15 protein-coding genes are annotated in these 15,257 nt (G+C 52.7%); 9 read left to right on the top strand and 6 right to left on the bottom strand.

Annotated elements, in window-relative coordinates:
- Window positions 1-208 precede the first annotated feature (208 nt).
- The 6 genes from ubiG (at window position 209) to H0247_RS09280 (ending at window position 6,600) form a co-directional block, all read left to right on the top strand.
- Window positions 209-928 carry a bifunctional 2-polyprenyl-6-hydroxyphenol methylase/3-demethylubiquinol 3-O-methyltransferase UbiG gene (ubiG, locus tag H0247_RS09305; protein WP_180742293.1) on the top strand — a complete coding sequence of 240 codons (720 nt, stop codon included), beginning with the start codon at window positions 209-211 and terminating at the stop codon, window positions 926-928.
- A 359-nt stretch (window positions 929-1,287) separates the two neighbouring features.
- A complete protein-coding gene (nrdA, locus tag H0247_RS09300; protein ID WP_180742292.1) occupies window positions 1,288-3,573 on the top strand; it encodes a class 1a ribonucleoside-diphosphate reductase subunit alpha in 2,286 nt (761 codons plus the stop codon).
- Between the two features lie 121 nt (window positions 3,574-3,694).
- A complete protein-coding gene (gene nrdB, locus H0247_RS09295) occupies window positions 3,695-4,825 on the top strand; it encodes a class Ia ribonucleoside-diphosphate reductase subunit beta (protein ID WP_180742291.1) in 1,131 nt (376 codons plus the stop codon).
- Between the two features lie 3 nt (window positions 4,826-4,828).
- Window positions 4,829-5,089: a class I ribonucleotide reductase maintenance protein YfaE gene (gene yfaE / locus H0247_RS09290; protein WP_010284079.1), complete on the top strand. Its 261-nt coding sequence runs from the start codon at window positions 4,829-4,831 to the stop codon at window positions 5,087-5,089.
- A gap of 141 nt (window positions 5,090-5,230) precedes the next feature.
- Window positions 5,231-6,145: an SPFH domain-containing protein gene (locus H0247_RS09285; protein WP_180742290.1), complete on the top strand. Its 915-nt coding sequence runs from the start codon at window positions 5,231-5,233 to the stop codon at window positions 6,143-6,145.
- Window positions 6,145-6,600, top strand: coding sequence for an NfeD family protein (locus tag H0247_RS09280; protein WP_180742289.1), 456 nt, complete (start codon window positions 6,145-6,147; stop codon window positions 6,598-6,600). The genes H0247_RS09285 and H0247_RS09280 overlap by 1 nt, the downstream gene beginning before the upstream one ends.
- A gap of 68 nt (window positions 6,601-6,668) precedes the next feature.
- Here the strand turns inward: H0247_RS09280 and cueR are convergent, their stop codons facing one another.
- On the bottom strand, window positions 6,669-7,073 hold the full coding sequence (gene cueR, locus H0247_RS09275; RefSeq protein WP_180742288.1) for a Cu(I)-responsive transcriptional regulator: 405 nt from the start codon (window positions 7,071-7,073) through the stop codon (window positions 6,669-6,671).
- 116 nt (window positions 7,074-7,189) lie between these two features.
- Between cueR and copA the strand changes: the two genes are divergently transcribed.
- The gene (copA, locus tag H0247_RS09270; RefSeq protein ID WP_180742287.1) at window positions 7,190-9,913 is read left to right on the top strand and encodes a copper-exporting P-type ATPase CopA; all 2,724 of its coding nucleotides are present in this window, start codon (window positions 7,190-7,192) and stop codon (window positions 9,911-9,913) included.
- Between the two features lie 94 nt (window positions 9,914-10,007).
- Here the strand turns inward: copA and H0247_RS09265 are convergent, their stop codons facing one another.
- Both H0247_RS09265 and H0247_RS09260 read right to left on the bottom strand, forming a co-directional pair.
- Window positions 10,008-10,439 carry a type II toxin-antitoxin system HicB family antitoxin gene (locus H0247_RS09265; protein ID WP_180742286.1) on the bottom strand — a complete coding sequence of 144 codons (432 nt, stop codon included), beginning with the start codon at window positions 10,437-10,439 and terminating at the stop codon, window positions 10,008-10,010.
- 22 nt (window positions 10,440-10,461) lie between these two features.
- Entirely contained in the window at window positions 10,462-10,644 is a 183-nt protein-coding gene (locus H0247_RS09260) for a type II toxin-antitoxin system HicA family toxin (protein WP_039485998.1), read from the bottom strand.
- Window positions 10,645-10,830: 186 nt separating this feature from the next.
- Here H0247_RS09260 and H0247_RS09255 point away from each other — a divergent pair, with 186 nt between their 5' ends.
- A complete protein-coding gene (locus H0247_RS09255) occupies window positions 10,831-11,649 on the top strand; it encodes a TraB/GumN family protein (RefSeq protein ID WP_180742285.1) in 819 nt (272 codons plus the stop codon).
- A 70-nt stretch (window positions 11,650-11,719) separates the two neighbouring features.
- Window positions 11,720-12,199, top strand: coding sequence for a Cys-tRNA(Pro)/Cys-tRNA(Cys) deacylase YbaK (gene ybaK / locus H0247_RS09250; protein WP_180742284.1), 480 nt, complete (start codon window positions 11,720-11,722; stop codon window positions 12,197-12,199).
- A 107-nt stretch (window positions 12,200-12,306) separates the two neighbouring features.
- Here the strand turns inward: ybaK and H0247_RS09245 are convergent, their stop codons facing one another.
- From H0247_RS09245 to H0247_RS09235, 3 genes are all read right to left on the bottom strand, one after another.
- Window positions 12,307-13,689, bottom strand: coding sequence for a glycoside hydrolase family 28 protein (locus tag H0247_RS09245; RefSeq protein ID WP_180742283.1), 1,383 nt, complete (start codon window positions 13,687-13,689; stop codon window positions 12,307-12,309).
- Between the two features lie 252 nt (window positions 13,690-13,941).
- A complete protein-coding gene (yjiA, locus tag H0247_RS09240) occupies window positions 13,942-14,928 on the bottom strand; it encodes a GTPase (RefSeq protein ID WP_180742282.1) in 987 nt (328 codons plus the stop codon).
- A gap of 16 nt (window positions 14,929-14,944) precedes the next feature.
- The gene (locus H0247_RS09235) at window positions 14,945-15,148 is read right to left on the bottom strand and encodes a YbdD/YjiX family protein (RefSeq protein ID WP_039353071.1); all 204 of its coding nucleotides are present in this window, start codon (window positions 15,146-15,148) and stop codon (window positions 14,945-14,947) included.
- Window positions 15,149-15,257: the final 109 nt, after the last annotated feature.

The following is a 15,257-nucleotide window of genomic DNA, read 5'->3' as shown; positions in this document are numbered from 1 at the left end:
TAAGGTGAACCGTTCAAAAGGTGAAAAATTATATCACAAAGCGCCGTTTCGGGGGAAACTCCCTTCCACCCTGAACAAACTGTTTTCCCACGGAACCGTTATCCTACGGCGAAAAGTATTTGGAAGAGAAAAACGACACCGCTGCACGTTGCGACACGAAGGGAGTATACTCGCGGCAGTAAAAGATGACGAAAGGCAGTGATGACAGATGAATGTAGAAAATCAAGCTCCGAACGTTGACCATCAGGAGATTGCCAAATTTGAGGCTATCGCTTCACGCTGGTGGGATTTAGACGGTGAATTCAAACCGTTACACCGCATTAATCCGCTACGTCTGGGCTATATTTCGCAGCGTGCGGAAGGCCTGTTCGGCAAGAAAGTGCTGGATGTCGGCTGCGGCGGCGGCATTTTAGCCGAGAGTATGGCGCGTGAAGGCGCTGACGTCACGGGGCTCGATATGGGCGCAGAGCCGTTACAAGTTGCGCGTCTGCATGCACTGGAAAGCGGTATCACCCTGAATTACGTACAAGAAACGGTAGAAGCCCATGCACTCGCGCATCCGAGCCTCTATGATGTCGTCACCTGTATGGAAATGCTGGAGCACGTTCCTGACCCGCAATCCGTGGTGCAGGCCTGCGCTAAATTGGTCAAACCCGGTGGACACGTCTTTTTCTCCACCATCAACCGCAATGCGAAAGCGTGGATGATGGCCGTTATCGGCGCTGAGTACGTGCTAAAAATGGTGCCGCGCGGCACCCATGACATTAAGAAATTCATCCGCCCGGCAGAGCTGATGCATTGGGTTGACAGTACGCCGTTGCGTGAAAAACACATCACTGGGCTACACTACAATCCGCTGACAGACCGCTTTAAACTGGGTCCAAACGTGGACGTGAATTACATGCTGCATACGCGCCACAATAAATAGATCGGATTCAGAGTATTCTTAAATGCTGCGCGGTTTTTTACCGCGCGCTTTGCTCCTTCTGGTGCCAAAACCAGCAAAGTCTTCCGGTTTTCTTTTTCTTATCAAAACCCAGAATGATATTGACATCGCCACAGGCCTTATCAGGCGAGGTTTTTAACAAAATATCTTTTCTTAAACCTCCAAATTAACGAAAAATCAACTCTTGTTCTTCAAAGAATCCACACTACAATACTCACCATGTAGTAGCCTTTTATCAAAAAATATCTATATCTAGTATTTATCCACAGAGTTAGTCACAGGGTGGTTTCTGTGAATAAACAGGGGATATTTTTTATTTTCACCAACAGGTCAATCCCAACATGAATCAGAGCTTGCTCGTTACCAAACGCGATGGCAGTAAAGAAAAAATCAATTTGGATAAAATCCACCGCGTCATTACCTGGGCCGCAGAGGGTTTACACAATGTCTCCGTCTCTCAGGTCGAACTTCGCTCCCACATTCAGTTTTACGACGGCATCAAGACCGCTGATATCCACGAGACCATCATTAAGGCTGCCGCCGATCTGATCTCGCGCGAAAGCCCAGATTATCAATATCTGGCCGCGCGTCTGGCTATCTTTCATCTGCGCAAGAAAGCCTACGGTCAGTTTGAGCCGCCAGCATTGCTGACTCACGTCACCAAAATGGTGGAACTGGGCAAGTACGACAAACACCTGCTGGAAGACTATAGCCCAGAAGAATTCGCCCAGATGGACGCTTTCATCGATCACTGGCGTGACATGAATTTCTCCTACGCAGCGGTTAAACAGTTGGAAGGGAAATACCTAGTCCAAAACCGCGTCACCGGTGATATCTACGAAAGCGCCCAGTTCCTGTACATTCTGGTCGCGGCATGCCTGTTCTCAAGCTACCCGCGTGAAACGCGTCTGGATTACATCAAACGTTTTTACGACGCGATTTCCACCTTCAAAATTTCTCTGCCGACGCCAATCATGGCGGGCGTGCGCACACCAACGCGTCAGTTCAGTTCCTGTGTGCTGATCGAATGCGGCGACAGCCTGGATTCCATCAATGCGACGTCCAGCGCCATCGTGAAATACGTTTCCCAGCGTGCGGGTATCGGCATCAACGCAGGCCGCATCCGTGCGCTCGGCAGCCCGATTCGCGGCGGTGAAGCCTTCCATACCGGCTGTATTCCTTTCTATAAACACTTCCAAACAGCGGTGAAATCCTGCTCTCAGGGCGGCGTCCGCGGTGGAGCTGCCACGCTGTTCTATCCGCTGTGGCATCTGGAAGTAGAAAGCCTGCTGGTGCTGAAAAACAACCGTGGTGTAGAAGGCAACCGCGTTCGTCACCTCGACTACGGCGTACAGTTGAACAAACTGATGTACCAGCGTCTGGTAAAAGGTGAAGAGATCACGCTGTTCAGCCCATCCGACGTGCCGGGGCTGTACGATGCGTTCTTCGCCGATCAGGATGAGTTCGAGCGCCTATATGTGCAATATGAGCAGGATGACAGCATCCGCAAACAACGCATTAAAGCCGTTGAGCTGTTCTCTCTGATGATGCAGGAACGTGCTTCTACGGGGCGCATCTATATTCAGAACGTTGACCACTGCAACACGCACAGCCCGTTCGATCCGCAAATTGCCCCCGTTCGCCAGTCCAACCTGTGTCTGGAAATCGCACTGCCGACCAAGCCGCTGAACGATGTGAATGATGAAAACGGTGAAATCGCGCTGTGTACGCTGTCGGCTTTCAACCTCGGTGCCATCAACAGCTTAGACGATCTGGAAGAGCTGGCGACGCTGGCCGTACGCGCACTGGATGCCCTGCTGGATTATCAGGATTACCCGATTACCGCGGCAGAACGTGGGGCAATGGGTCGCCGTACGCTGGGTATTGGCGTGATCAACTTCGCTTACTATCTGGCGAAAAACGGCGTGCGTTACTCCGACGGCAGCGCCAACGCCCTGACGCACAGAACGTTTGAAGCGATCCAATACTACCTGCTGAAAGCCTCCAACGTGCTGGCGCGCGAGCGAGGTGCCTGCCCGTGGTTCAATGAAACCACCTATTCGCAAGGTATCCTGCCTATCGATACCTATAAGCGCGATCTGGATGCGATTTGCAACGAGCCGCTGCATCTCGACTGGGAAGCACTGCGCAACGACATCAAAGAGTACGGCCTGCGTAACTCCACGCTGTCGGCATTGATGCCGTCTGAAACTTCGTCTCAGATCTCCAACGCCACTAACGGTATTGAACCACCGCGTGGTCACATCAGCGTTAAAGCATCCAAAGACGGTATTCTGCGTCAGGTTGTGCCGGAGTACGAAACGCTAAAAGATGCTTACGAGCTGCTGTGGGAAATGCCGAGCAATGACGGCTACCTGCAACTGGTGGGTCTGATGCAGAAGTTTGTCGATCAGGCGATTTCATCTAACACCAACTACGATCCGTCGCGTTTCCCATCCGGCAAAGTGCCGATGAAACAGTTGCTGAAAGATCTGGTCACGGCTTACAAATTCGGCGTGAAAACGCTGTATTACCAAAACACCCGTGACGGCGCAGAAGACGTACAGGACGACCTGCTGGCAGAACCGCAGGATGACGGCTGTGAAGGCGGCGCATGTAAGATTTAAGCCAATAATGAAAGGCTGCCGATGCAGCCTTCATCTTTTATAGCAGGCGTCGCTGCCCGCCCTCTATGGGCCTTCACAAGCGGCGTTAAAAAATGCTCTCGGCATTTTTTTGGAGAAACTCATGGCCTATAGCACTTTTTCACAGAACAAAAATGACCAGTTGCTCGAACCGATGTTCTTCGGTCAGTCAGTTAACGTCGCGCGTTTCGATCAGCAAAAGTATGAAATTTTCGAAAAGCTGATCGAAAAACAGCTGTCCTTCTTCTGGCGTCCAGAAGAAGTTGACGTATCCCGCGATCGCATCGACTATCAGGCGCTGCCCGATCATGAAAAGCATATCTTCATCAGCAACCTGAAATACCAAACGCTGCTGGATTCCATTCAGGGACGTAGCCCGAACGTGGCGCTGCTGCCGCTGATTTCTATCCCTGAGCTGGAAACTTGGGTGGAAACCTGGGCTTTCTCGGAAACCATTCACTCACGTTCCTACACGCATATCATTCGTAATATCGTGAACGATCCGTCGCTGGTGTTTGACGATATCGTAACGAACGAAGAGATCCTGAAACGTGCTAAGGATATCTCCGGTTACTACGACTCGCTGATTGAGATGACCAGCTACTATCATCTGCTGGGTGAAGGCACACATCAAGTTAACGGCAAGACCGTAACCGTCAATCTGCATTCGCTGAAAAAGCAGTTGTATCTCTGCCTGATGAGTGTGAACGCGCTGGAAGCCATTCGCTTCTACGTCAGCTTTGCCTGCTCGTTTGCTTTTGCAGAACGTGAACTGATGGAAGGCAACGCCAAAATCATCAAGCTGATCGCGCGTGATGAAGCGCTGCACCTGACCGGCACACAGCACATGCTGAATCTGATGCGTTCTGGCCATGACGATCCCGAAATGGCGCAGATTGCCGAAGAGTGTCAGCAAGAGTGCTATGACCTGTTCGTGCTCGCTGCCCAGCAAGAAAAAGAGTGGGCGGAATACCTGTTCCGCGACGGTTCGATGATTGGTCTGAACAAGGATATTCTGTGTCAGTATGTGGAGTACATCACTAACATCCGCATGCAGGCAGTTGGGCTGCCGCTGCCGTTCCAGACGCGCACTAACCCTATTCCGTGGATCAACGCCTGGCTGGTATCCGATAACGTGCAGGTCGCGCCACAGGAAGTTGAAGTCAGTTCCTATCTGGTCGGTCAGATCGATTCAGAAATCAGCGACGACGATCTGAGTGATTTCCAACTGTAAGCGATGAGCAACCCAACGATCACGCTGCGCACATCCGGTGCGCAGTTTTCCTGTTCAGATGACGGCCCTTCCCTGTTGGATGTACTGGAGTCCAACCGCGTCAGCATTGAATACCAGTGCCGATCCGGCTATTGCGGCTCCTGCCGGCTGCGTCTAGTAAAAGGCAGAGTGGCGTATCGCCAAACCCCGCTGGCCTGCATCCAACAGGATGAAATCCTCCCCTGCTGCTGCATGCCGCAGGGCGACATCGAGCTCGATATTTAGCTCCGTTATTCTCCATAAGCTAATCGCCCTATCGCTCGCGCTGGCGGGCGTATTTCCTGCCCGCTTTCATACTCAAGTAAGTTACACTATTCGCTGAAGTCGTCTTTTGACTGATATAAAACAACGTGGAGGTTTTAAAACATGCTCACCGTCATTCCTATTTTGATCTTTGTTGCGCTCATCATTGTCTGGTCAGGCATCAAAATCGTACCCCAGGGATATCAATGGACTGTGGAACGGTTTGGTCGTTATACCAAAACGCTGATGCCGGGGCTTAATCTGGTGGTGCCATTTATGGATCGCATCGGCCGCAAAATTAATATGATGGAACAGGTGCTGGACATTCCATCACAGGAAATCATTTCGAAAGATAACGCCAACGTCACTATCGACGCCGTGTGCTTTATTCAGGTTATCGATCCGGCACGCGCCGCCTATGAAGTCAGCAATCTGGAACAGGCGATCGTCAACCTGACGATGACCAACATCCGTACCGTACTGGGTTCGATGGAGCTGGACGAGATGCTGTCTCAGCGCGACAGCATCAATACCCGCCTGCTGCATATCGTGGACGAAGCGACCAACCCGTGGGGTATTAAGATTACCCGTATTGAGATCCGCGACGTTCGTCCACCGACAGAGCTGATTGCTGCCATGAACGCGCAGATGAAAGCGGAACGTAACAAGCGTGCCGATATTCTGGAAGCCGAAGGGGTTCGTCAGGCCGCAATCCTGAAAGCCGAAGGGGAAAAACAGTCGCAGATCCTGAAAGCAGAAGGCCTGCGTCAGTCCGCGTTCCTGGAAGCAGAAGCACGTGAACGTGCGGCGGAAGCGGAAGCACAGGCAACCAAGATGGTGTCCGAAGCCATCGCGGCGGGCGACATTCAGGCAGTCAACTACTTCATCGCGCAGAAATATACCGATGCGCTGCAACAGATTGGCTCTTCTAATAACAGCAAAGTCATCATGATGCCGTTGGAAGCCAGCAATTTAATGGGCGCTATCGGCGGGATTGCAGAACTGGTTAAAGACAGTAAAGAAAGCCGAGGTAAATAATGGGCATTGAACTGGTGATGGAAAATACGCACTGGTTCTGGCTGTCGCTCGGCGGCCTGCTGTTAGCCGCCGAAATGCTGGGCGCCAGTGGCTATTTACTGTGGAGCGGTTTATCGGCGGTATTGGTTGGGCTGTTAACATGGGTCATGCCGCTGGACTGGCCATGGCAGGGAACGATTTTTGCCATCCTGACGATCGTCACGGCGCTGCTCTGGTGGTATTGGCTGCGTAAACGGACGCTGTCACGCCCACAGTCAACGCTTAACCAACGTGGGCAACAGTTGCTTGGCCTGCGCGCCACGCTGACCGAACCGGTGACCAACGGTTTCGGCCGGGTAAACATTGGTGACAGCAGTTGGCGCGTGAAAGCAGAGCAGGATCTGCCTGCGGGCACGCCTGTCGAAGTGATTGCCATTGATGGCATCACGCTGCATGTGCGCCCAACGGAGCGCTAACCACACACACTTTAGGGGAGCCCGTCTCCCCTTTATGACGATTTATTTTTGGCGATTTACGCTTCTGACTACTTATTCTTCTGACAACAGCCCGCCAGATTATTGATTATCGGACAGTCCGCTCCGCCGTCCCCCGGACACTGTTCGGCCAGCACCAGTAGCTGTTCACGCATCGTTTTTAGCTCTTCGATATGCATTTCGATTTCGTGCACTTTCTGCAAGGTACGCGCTTTGACATCTGCGCTTCGCCGTAGCGGATCGTTAAATAGCGTCACCAGTTCCCGGCATTCATCCAGATTAAAGCCAACCTGGCGTGCCTGACGCAGCAGCGTAAGCTCTTCAACGTGATGATCGTCGTAGCTACGGTAACCATTTTCAGAACGCAGCGGCGTAGTCAGAAGTTCTTTTTCTTCATAGAAGCGAATGGTTTTACTACTAAGACCGGTTTTTTTCGCGACATCACTGATATTCATGATTTCCCCCTTGACCCTCCCCTTGCTAGAAGGTTTACCTTACCCAATAACTAGTAGAAATCAGATAGCCGGTCAACGTCTTTCACCTCCGGCTGTGATCACGGGAGAAAATTGTTATGTCACAAACCATCGTGTTGTCATTGCAGGGGCTAACCTGCGGACACTGTGTCCAGCGTGTTAAAAAAGCACTGGACGCGTTGCCAGCGGTCGAACAAACCAGCGTCACACAACAGTACGCCAGCGTCAGCGGCAACGTTGATTCGCAGACATTGATCGATGCCATTGAGCAGGCTGGCTACGAAGCGCAGCTTGCGACTACACCGGATGTGTCCCTCCAGCTTTCCGGCCTGAGCTGCAATCACTGCGTCGCGGCTACGCGTAAAGTGCTGGAAGTTATTCCCGGCGTTGTGGCGACGGATGTCACCAAAGAACAGGCAAGCGTGTACGGCAACGTTGAGGCCACAATACTGATTAGCGCCATTGAAGAAGCCGGCTATCACGCCAGCGTGCAGGAGAGTGCTCACCCAAAAACTGAGCCGCTGGCACAGGTAGCGACAACGCCGGAAGCGCTGCCAGCGGCCGAGAGTATTCTTCCGGCAACAACCACATCGTCCACCCACGATGACGACAACGTGCAGCTCCTGCTTCAGGGCATGAGCTGCGCCAGTTGCGTAAACCGCGTACAGACGGCGCTGCAAAACGTCAGTGGCGTCACGCAAGCCCGGGTCAATCTGGCCGAGCGCAGCGCGTTGGTCAGCGGTCATGCTGAACCGGAAGCGTTGATTGCCGCCGTTGAACAAGCGGGTTATGGGGCAGAAATCATTCAGGACGAAGAAGCGCGCCGTACACGCCAGCAGCAAACCTCTCAACAGGCTATCCGCCGTTTCCAATGGCAGGCCGCGCTAGGCTTAATGCTTGGTGTGCCACTAATGCTGTGGGGTGTGTTGGGCGGCAGCATGAGCCTGACGCCAGAAAGCCAAACGCCGTGGCTCATCATCGGTATTTTGACGCTGGCGGTGATGGCATTGGCTGGCAGTCATTTTTATCGTAACGCTTGGCGTAGCCTGAGAAACGGTGCTGCAACCATGGATACGCTGGTCGCACTGGGTACGGGGGCGGCGTGGCTTTACTCCATTACCGTCAACCTGTGGCCGGATCTTTTCCCCATGGCGGCGCGCCATCTTTATTACGAAGCTAGCGCGATGATCATCGGTTTGATCAACCTCGGTCATGCACTGGAACAGCGCGCCCGTCAACGCTCTTCGCGGGCGCTGGAACGGTTACTGGATTTGACACCGCCCACTGCCCGCGTCGTGACAGAAGAAGGTGAGAAATCGATTCCGTTGTCCGCTGTGCAGTCCGGCATGACGCTGCGCCTGACAACCGGCGATCGTGTTCCTGTCGATGGCGAGATACTGCAAGGTGAAATCTGGGTGGATGAAGCGATGCTGACCGGGGAGCCGATCCCGCAAGCCAAAACCGCTGGCGATACGGTGCATGCGGGTACGCTGGTTTCCGACGGCAGCGTTCTCTTCCGAGCGGATGCAATTGGTAATCAAACCACGCTGTCGCGCATTATCCGGCTGGTCAGACAGGCACAAAGCAGCAAACCTGCTATCGGCCAGTTGGCGGATCGCATCTCTGCCGTGTTTGTGCCCGTCGTTGTGGCTATTGCGCTTCTCAGCGGCGCGATCTGGTTCTTCGTTGGGCCGCAGCCGCAGATGGTCTACACGCTCATCATCGTCACGACCGTCCTGATCATTGCCTGCCCCTGCGCACTTGGGCTGGCAACGCCGATGTCGATTATTTCCGGCGTCGGACGTGCTGCGGAGTTTGGCGTGCTGGTGCGAGATGCCGATGCCTTACAGCAGGCCAGCAAGCTGGATGTACTGGTGTTTGACAAAACCGGTACGCTAACCGAAGGACAGCCGCGCGTTGTGGCGGTTCATACCTTCGGTGACGTAACGGAAACACAGGCACTGGCTTGGGCGGCCTCGTTGGAACAGGGATCGAATCATCCGCTGGCAAAAGCGATTCTTGAACGAGCAGAGAATCTGACGCTCACGCCAACCGAGCAGTTCCGTACGCTGCGCGGTCTCGGCGTCAGCGGCAAGATCGGTGATACCACTCTGCTGTTGGGGAATCCGGCACTACTCAAACAGCATCAGGTCGATATCACCGAAGGCGAAACACTGATCAACGAACAGGCTCAGCGCGGTATCACACCGGTATTGCTGGCGGCGAATGGTCATATCATCGCGGTGTTATCTATTCACGATCCGCTGCGAGCAGATAGCGTGAGCGCCTTGCAGCGTCTGCATCGGCAGGGCTATCAGCTCGTCATGCTAACAGGGGACAACCCGCTTACGGCGAAGAGCATCGCTAAAGAAGCGGGTATCGACCAGGTGATTGCTGGGGTGCTGCCAGACGGAAAAGCCGAAGCCATCAAAAAGCTACAGGCTCAAGGCAAACGCGTGGCGATGATTGGTGATGGCATCAACGATGCGCCCGCGCTGGCGCAGGCCGATGTCGGCATTGCGATGGGCGGCGGCAGCGATATTGCGATTGAAACCGCCGCCATCACGCTGATGCGCCACAGTCTGCACGGCGTCGCCGATGCGCTGGCGCTCTCCAATGCCACGCTGCGCAACATGAAGCAGAACCTGCTGGGCGCATTTATCTATAACTCGCTGGGAATCCCGATTGCCGCGGGCGTACTTTACCCGCTGACCGGTGCGCTACTCAGCCCGGTGGTCGCCGGTGCCGCCATGGCGCTCTCCTCCATCACGGTTGTCAGCAACGCTAACCGCCTGCTGCGTTTTACACCTAAAAGTGAGTAATACCAATGCGGCGCGTCTCAACAACGCGCCGCGTTTCCTCTTTCGGAAATTGTCATGGTTTTTATCGACTGTCGTCAGACCTATTTAACCAGACTCACTCCAGTTCATGGCGTGCCGCTTCTGCCAAAAAATGGCTACGATCGCGATAAGTTCCCGGCTGCTCACGCACGCGATTATCAATACGCTGTATCAACGTATCAGGAAGTGAAATATTCAATCTCTGCGGCTTTCCTTCAAAAGCCGATAGATCGACATCCAGCACAAACCAACTATCGTAGTCCGCGAAATCAGGCATCGCCGCATAGATCAGATGCCCAGCATCATTAAGTCGCTTAATGTCCAGATTTCCGCGACTCACCGCTTCATCAATAAGGGCTAAAATCGCTTCCCGCGCCATGCGTGCGATATCCTGCTGGCTGTCAGCCGCAGAGAAACAGCCGTAATCATCAGTACACAATGCCGGAACGATCAGCCCATATGCCGTAGCATCATCTTTTGGCGTTTCCACACCGACTGAAAAAAACATATTGCCTCCGAAAAGGCGGGGATTAAATCCCCGCCATTTTTTTGATGGATTTGACAGTTCCAAGTGGTAAATCCTTTTTGGGATGCGGCACCGGAAACGTTTTTCCAGTAATGGGTGACCACCATATTTGGTGGCTTCCGCCATTATGCCGTTTGCACTCACAACCTGCCGCTGCCAGCTCCTTTATCAGGTCAGTTGATTTCATATATCCTCCTAACCTGATTTTATTATACACACCCGTACACACCCATCAATATTTTACATGCAGGGAAAATCGATAATGAACGATCAACCAAACACTGAGGCTTCAGTGCCCTTAGGATTGGTATACCTTGTATTGTTCCGCATCTAGCGTTTAGCATAGTTATTCCCACATCAGGAGACGGAATCAATGGGGCAACTGCTGCGTAGAATCGCAACTTTTCTTGGTTTTATTTCACCGCTGGCTTATACCTATCCGGCGATAGATGTTCAGCTTGCCAATGAACGGCAACTACATCTAGTCGGCAGTATTCACATGGGAAGTCAGGATATGGCACCGCTGCCCGATACGCTGCTGCAACAACTCCGCCAGGCTACCGCACTCATCGTCGAAGCCGATATCTCCGATGCACACTCCCCCTTCGGCCACAGTGATAATGAGTCACCACTGGTGCAACGCCTCAGCTCAGACAGCTACCGCCAGTTGGAAAAAATCTGCGAATCGCTCGCTTTCGATGAAAGCAATATCAATACGCTTCCGGCGTGGCAGGCCGCGCTGATGCTGCAAGCAAGGCAGGCACAGTTGCTGGGCTTACGCCCCGACTATGGCATCGATTATCAGTTGATTAACGCGGCGAAATCTCACGGTATTCCGGTCATCGAACTAGAAGGGCAACAGACGCAAGTTGAGTTGTTACAGCAACTGCCACAGGGCGGTTTGCTGCTGCTGGAAGATACGATTCAACACTGGCACACCAACGCGCGTCTGCTGCAAACGATGGTCGGCTGGTGGCTAGACAGCAAGCCAGGCCAATATAAGCCGGATATTCCCGCAACATTTAGCAATGAAATGACCGACCTGCTGATGGGCCAGCGTAACCGCCGCTGGCAACAGCAACTTCAGGCGCTGCCGTCCGGAAACTACGTTGTGGCCGTCGGTGCGCTGCATCTGTATGGCGATGAGAATTTACCCACATTGCTCAGAAATGGTCATTCCGCCACGCCATAAAAGACCACATTATGACGCGCAACCGCGTCTGCAAGATAAAACCCGCGAAAGGGTTAAGGACAGTGAAATCATGACACCCGCAGTCAATCTGCTCGAAAAGAATAAGATCGCCTTTACGCTGCACAGCTACCACCATGACAGTGACGAAACCAATTTTGGCGAGGAAGCGGCCAGAAAGCTGGGACTGAATAAAGAACAGGTTTATAAAACGCTGCTCGTTGCTCTGAATGGCGATGCGAAAAACCTCGCCGTAGCCGTCACACCGGTCGCCGGAATGCTGGATCTCAAGAAAGTCGCTCGCGCGCTATCGGCCAAAAAAGCCGATATGGCCGATCCGGCCATCGCCCAGCGTGTAACCGGTTATCTGGTTGGGGGAATCAGCCCGCTTGGGCAAAAGAAACTGCTGCCGACCGTGATTGATGAACCGGCACGCCAGTTCGATACCATTTTCATTTCCGGCGGTAAACGCGGGTTGGATATTGAACTGTCAGCCGACGATCTGGCACGACTGCTGCGCGCCACCTTTGCCGATATTGCCAAACATGATTAATGCCCGTCATTAAACGGGCATCACTTGCTGGGTGACGTGTAGCAAAGTGAAGCAGGTAGCAGAGGACTCCACGGCCAGTGTGCCCCCCGCTACCGCTTCATAATCGATTACTGATCGACTTTCGCCCCTTTATCCAACTGCATCACAGGGCCTTCTTTTACATTCACCGTCAGGCCTTTGGTTTGCAGTTCCGCATTCCTGACGCGAATACCTTTATCTGCATCAATGCGCACGTTAGCAAAGTGGAAACCACTGAGCGGGGCTTCCGGCACGCCGATAATGTATGCCGCCGCCTTGGTCTTACCTGTCGACTCCAGATTCTCAATCGTCACGTTACTGAAATGCGGCGTTTTGTATTGATCAAACGGCTGCTCTGGATCGGTATCTGGTGGATAAATCTGCTCGCCCATGGTGAAGCCACCTTCAGCCAGCATTTTGTCCACCTCGGCTTGCACAATCGGCGCGGCTTTATAGTAACCCGCAAAGACCAGCGGGATTTCTACATCCACCATTTTGGTATTACGGTAGGTGATGTTTTTCACTTCGCCGCCTTTACCACGCAGGGTTTTAATGCGGATACCGTACATAGAACCTTCGAACTGGTTATTTTCGACCAGCACGTTATTCACACCGCCCGAGGTTTCACTGCCGATGGAGATACCGCGCCCCTGCTTCAGGATGTTGTTGGCGATATAAATATTATCGACGACGCCATTCGGGAAGCGACTATCCGGCTTCTCCGCTTTTATCGCAATATGGTCGTCATTACAGTCGATATAGTTGTTAGTAATACGGATGTTCTGGCTGTCGATCGGGTCGATAGCATCCGTGTTTGGCGCATGCCACGGCGACAGAATCCGCGTGCCATTCACATCCACATCATGCGAGTAACGCATCACAACGTGGAAACTTGGGGAGTGGGTGAGCGTGACGCCATCCACCAACACGTTACTGGCGTTTTTGATATAAATCAGGCGTGGACGATCGGTGCCGCCTTTCTTGCCCGTTGCGCGAATATTGGCACGCCAGCGTTCCCACCAGACGGCCCCCTGCCCATCAATGGTGCCCTGACCGGTGATAGCCACGTTTTGCGCATCCGCAATACTGATGAAGGGAAGCCAGCCATTTTCTGCTTCAGCGTACTTGGTTTTTTCCGTCGCGCGATACGCGGCTTCTTCGGTTGATGCAACAATGGTCGCATCTTTCGCTAAATCCAGCCTGATATTACTTTTTAGGAACAGCGGATCGACCAGATAGTTACCGCGAGGTACGTGTACCGTTCCGCCGCCGGCCGCAGCACAGTCATCAATCGCTTTCTGGAAAGCCTCGGTATTCAGTGCGATCTGTAAGCGGTGACCTTCGGCGCCGTATTGCGTTACGTCACAAATTTTATCGGGGAATTTCACTGAGCTGGCCGCTTGTGCGGAGCCCGCTTGAATACCCAGTGTGATGCAGGAAGCCATTAATGACAGGGCAAGACCACTACGCATACTTAACCTCACTAAAAATGAAATGTAGTTTTAATAAAATAACACTCTCATTCCATCAAAAAGCGAGGAGCGATCACGTTTTAGATGTATTCGTAATAATTACAATAAGGTATGAATTTTTCTGTGCAATTGCCCTATTCACATTTTGCCGATGGTCACAAAGTGAATACCGCTCTGTCGGGTAGTGAGCAACGTACGCAGGATAAGGAATGGTGCTGGCCAGAGCGACCAGCACCAGTAAGATGAGTAATGCTATGCCGTCAGGCGAGCGAAAGCGTCACGGATTTCCTGTTCAGGTAAATCCACACCGATAAACACCAGCACGCTCTTTCTTTCTTCATCAGGCTGCCATTCTCTGTCCCAGTCAGCACTATACAAGCGCTGAACGCCCTGAAACAGCAGGCGGCGGTCATCACCGTTGATGGCCAGAATACCTTTATAACGCAGCAGATTATCGGAGAATTGCAGCAGCAGGTTTTCCATCACATCGGAAACAGACTGAAGCTCAACCGCCTTATCGAGATACACAACAATCGATTGCACGTTATTTTGCGTAGGAGCAACAAAGCGAAATACGGGCGTTTTCACGTCCAGCTTATCGCTGAGGACAAAACCGTCGATGTTAAACAGCACGCTCAGATCGATATCGCCATGTACCACAGAGTAGATCGGTGCACGCGCATTGATGCGCTGAAGACGCGGTAGCAGCGTGTCGTCCTCAGTTGCTACGTCGGTTTTAGTTAGCAGTATGCGGTCGGCATAGCCAATCTGCGACTGCGCGATAGTGAACTGATCGAGCTGCTGTTGCGCATGTACCGCATCCACCAGCGTGATGATGCCGTCCAGCACAAAGCGTTCGCAGATAACGTCATGCGAGAAGAAGGTCTGTGCCACGGGCCCAGGATCGGCCATACCCGTGCATTCAATGATGACGTGATCGAAATCCAGCGTACCGTTATCCACGCCGTCGATCAGATCGAGTAGCGCATCGGCCAACGCATTGGACTGTGTGCAGCAGATGCAACCGTTGCTCAGGGTCGTAATTTGGCTGGCGCGTTCACCGATTAACGTATTATCAATCGGCACTTCGCCGAATTCATTTTCAATCACGGCGATTTTATAGCCGTGGTCTGCATTCAGAATATGTCGTAATAAGGTGGTTTTTCCCGCGCCGAGAAACCCGGTCAGGATGGTGACATACACGGGGGTAGCCACATCAGAGGATAAAGGTTGAGTCATAACAGGTTCCAAATCGTTAACAGCAGCGCATCCCGCCTTTGCCATCTCCACCGTAACGCGCCTGCTGGCGTTCGCGGAAAAATTCTTCATACGTCATCACAGGTTTATCCGGGTGGTTGGTCTGCATATGCTGCACATAGGTGTCATAGTCTGGCATACCGACCAGCATACGCGCCGCCTGGCCCAAATATTTTCCTGCTTTTCCCAGATTGCCAAACATCATTACCTCCAGACCATCGCCTGCGATAGCGGCTAGATAAAAAATACCCTGTATAACGTTATACATTATACAGGGTATCTGTACCCGTCATCTTTCACATTCAGCCTTG

The organism is Pectobacterium sp. CFBP8739 (assembly GCF_013449375.1).
In the GTDB taxonomy this organism is placed as follows: Bacteria; Pseudomonadota; Gammaproteobacteria; order Enterobacterales; family Enterobacteriaceae; genus Pectobacterium.
Note: the sequence above shows the minus strand (reverse complement) of the source record. Positions and strands in the feature narration are given on the sequence as shown.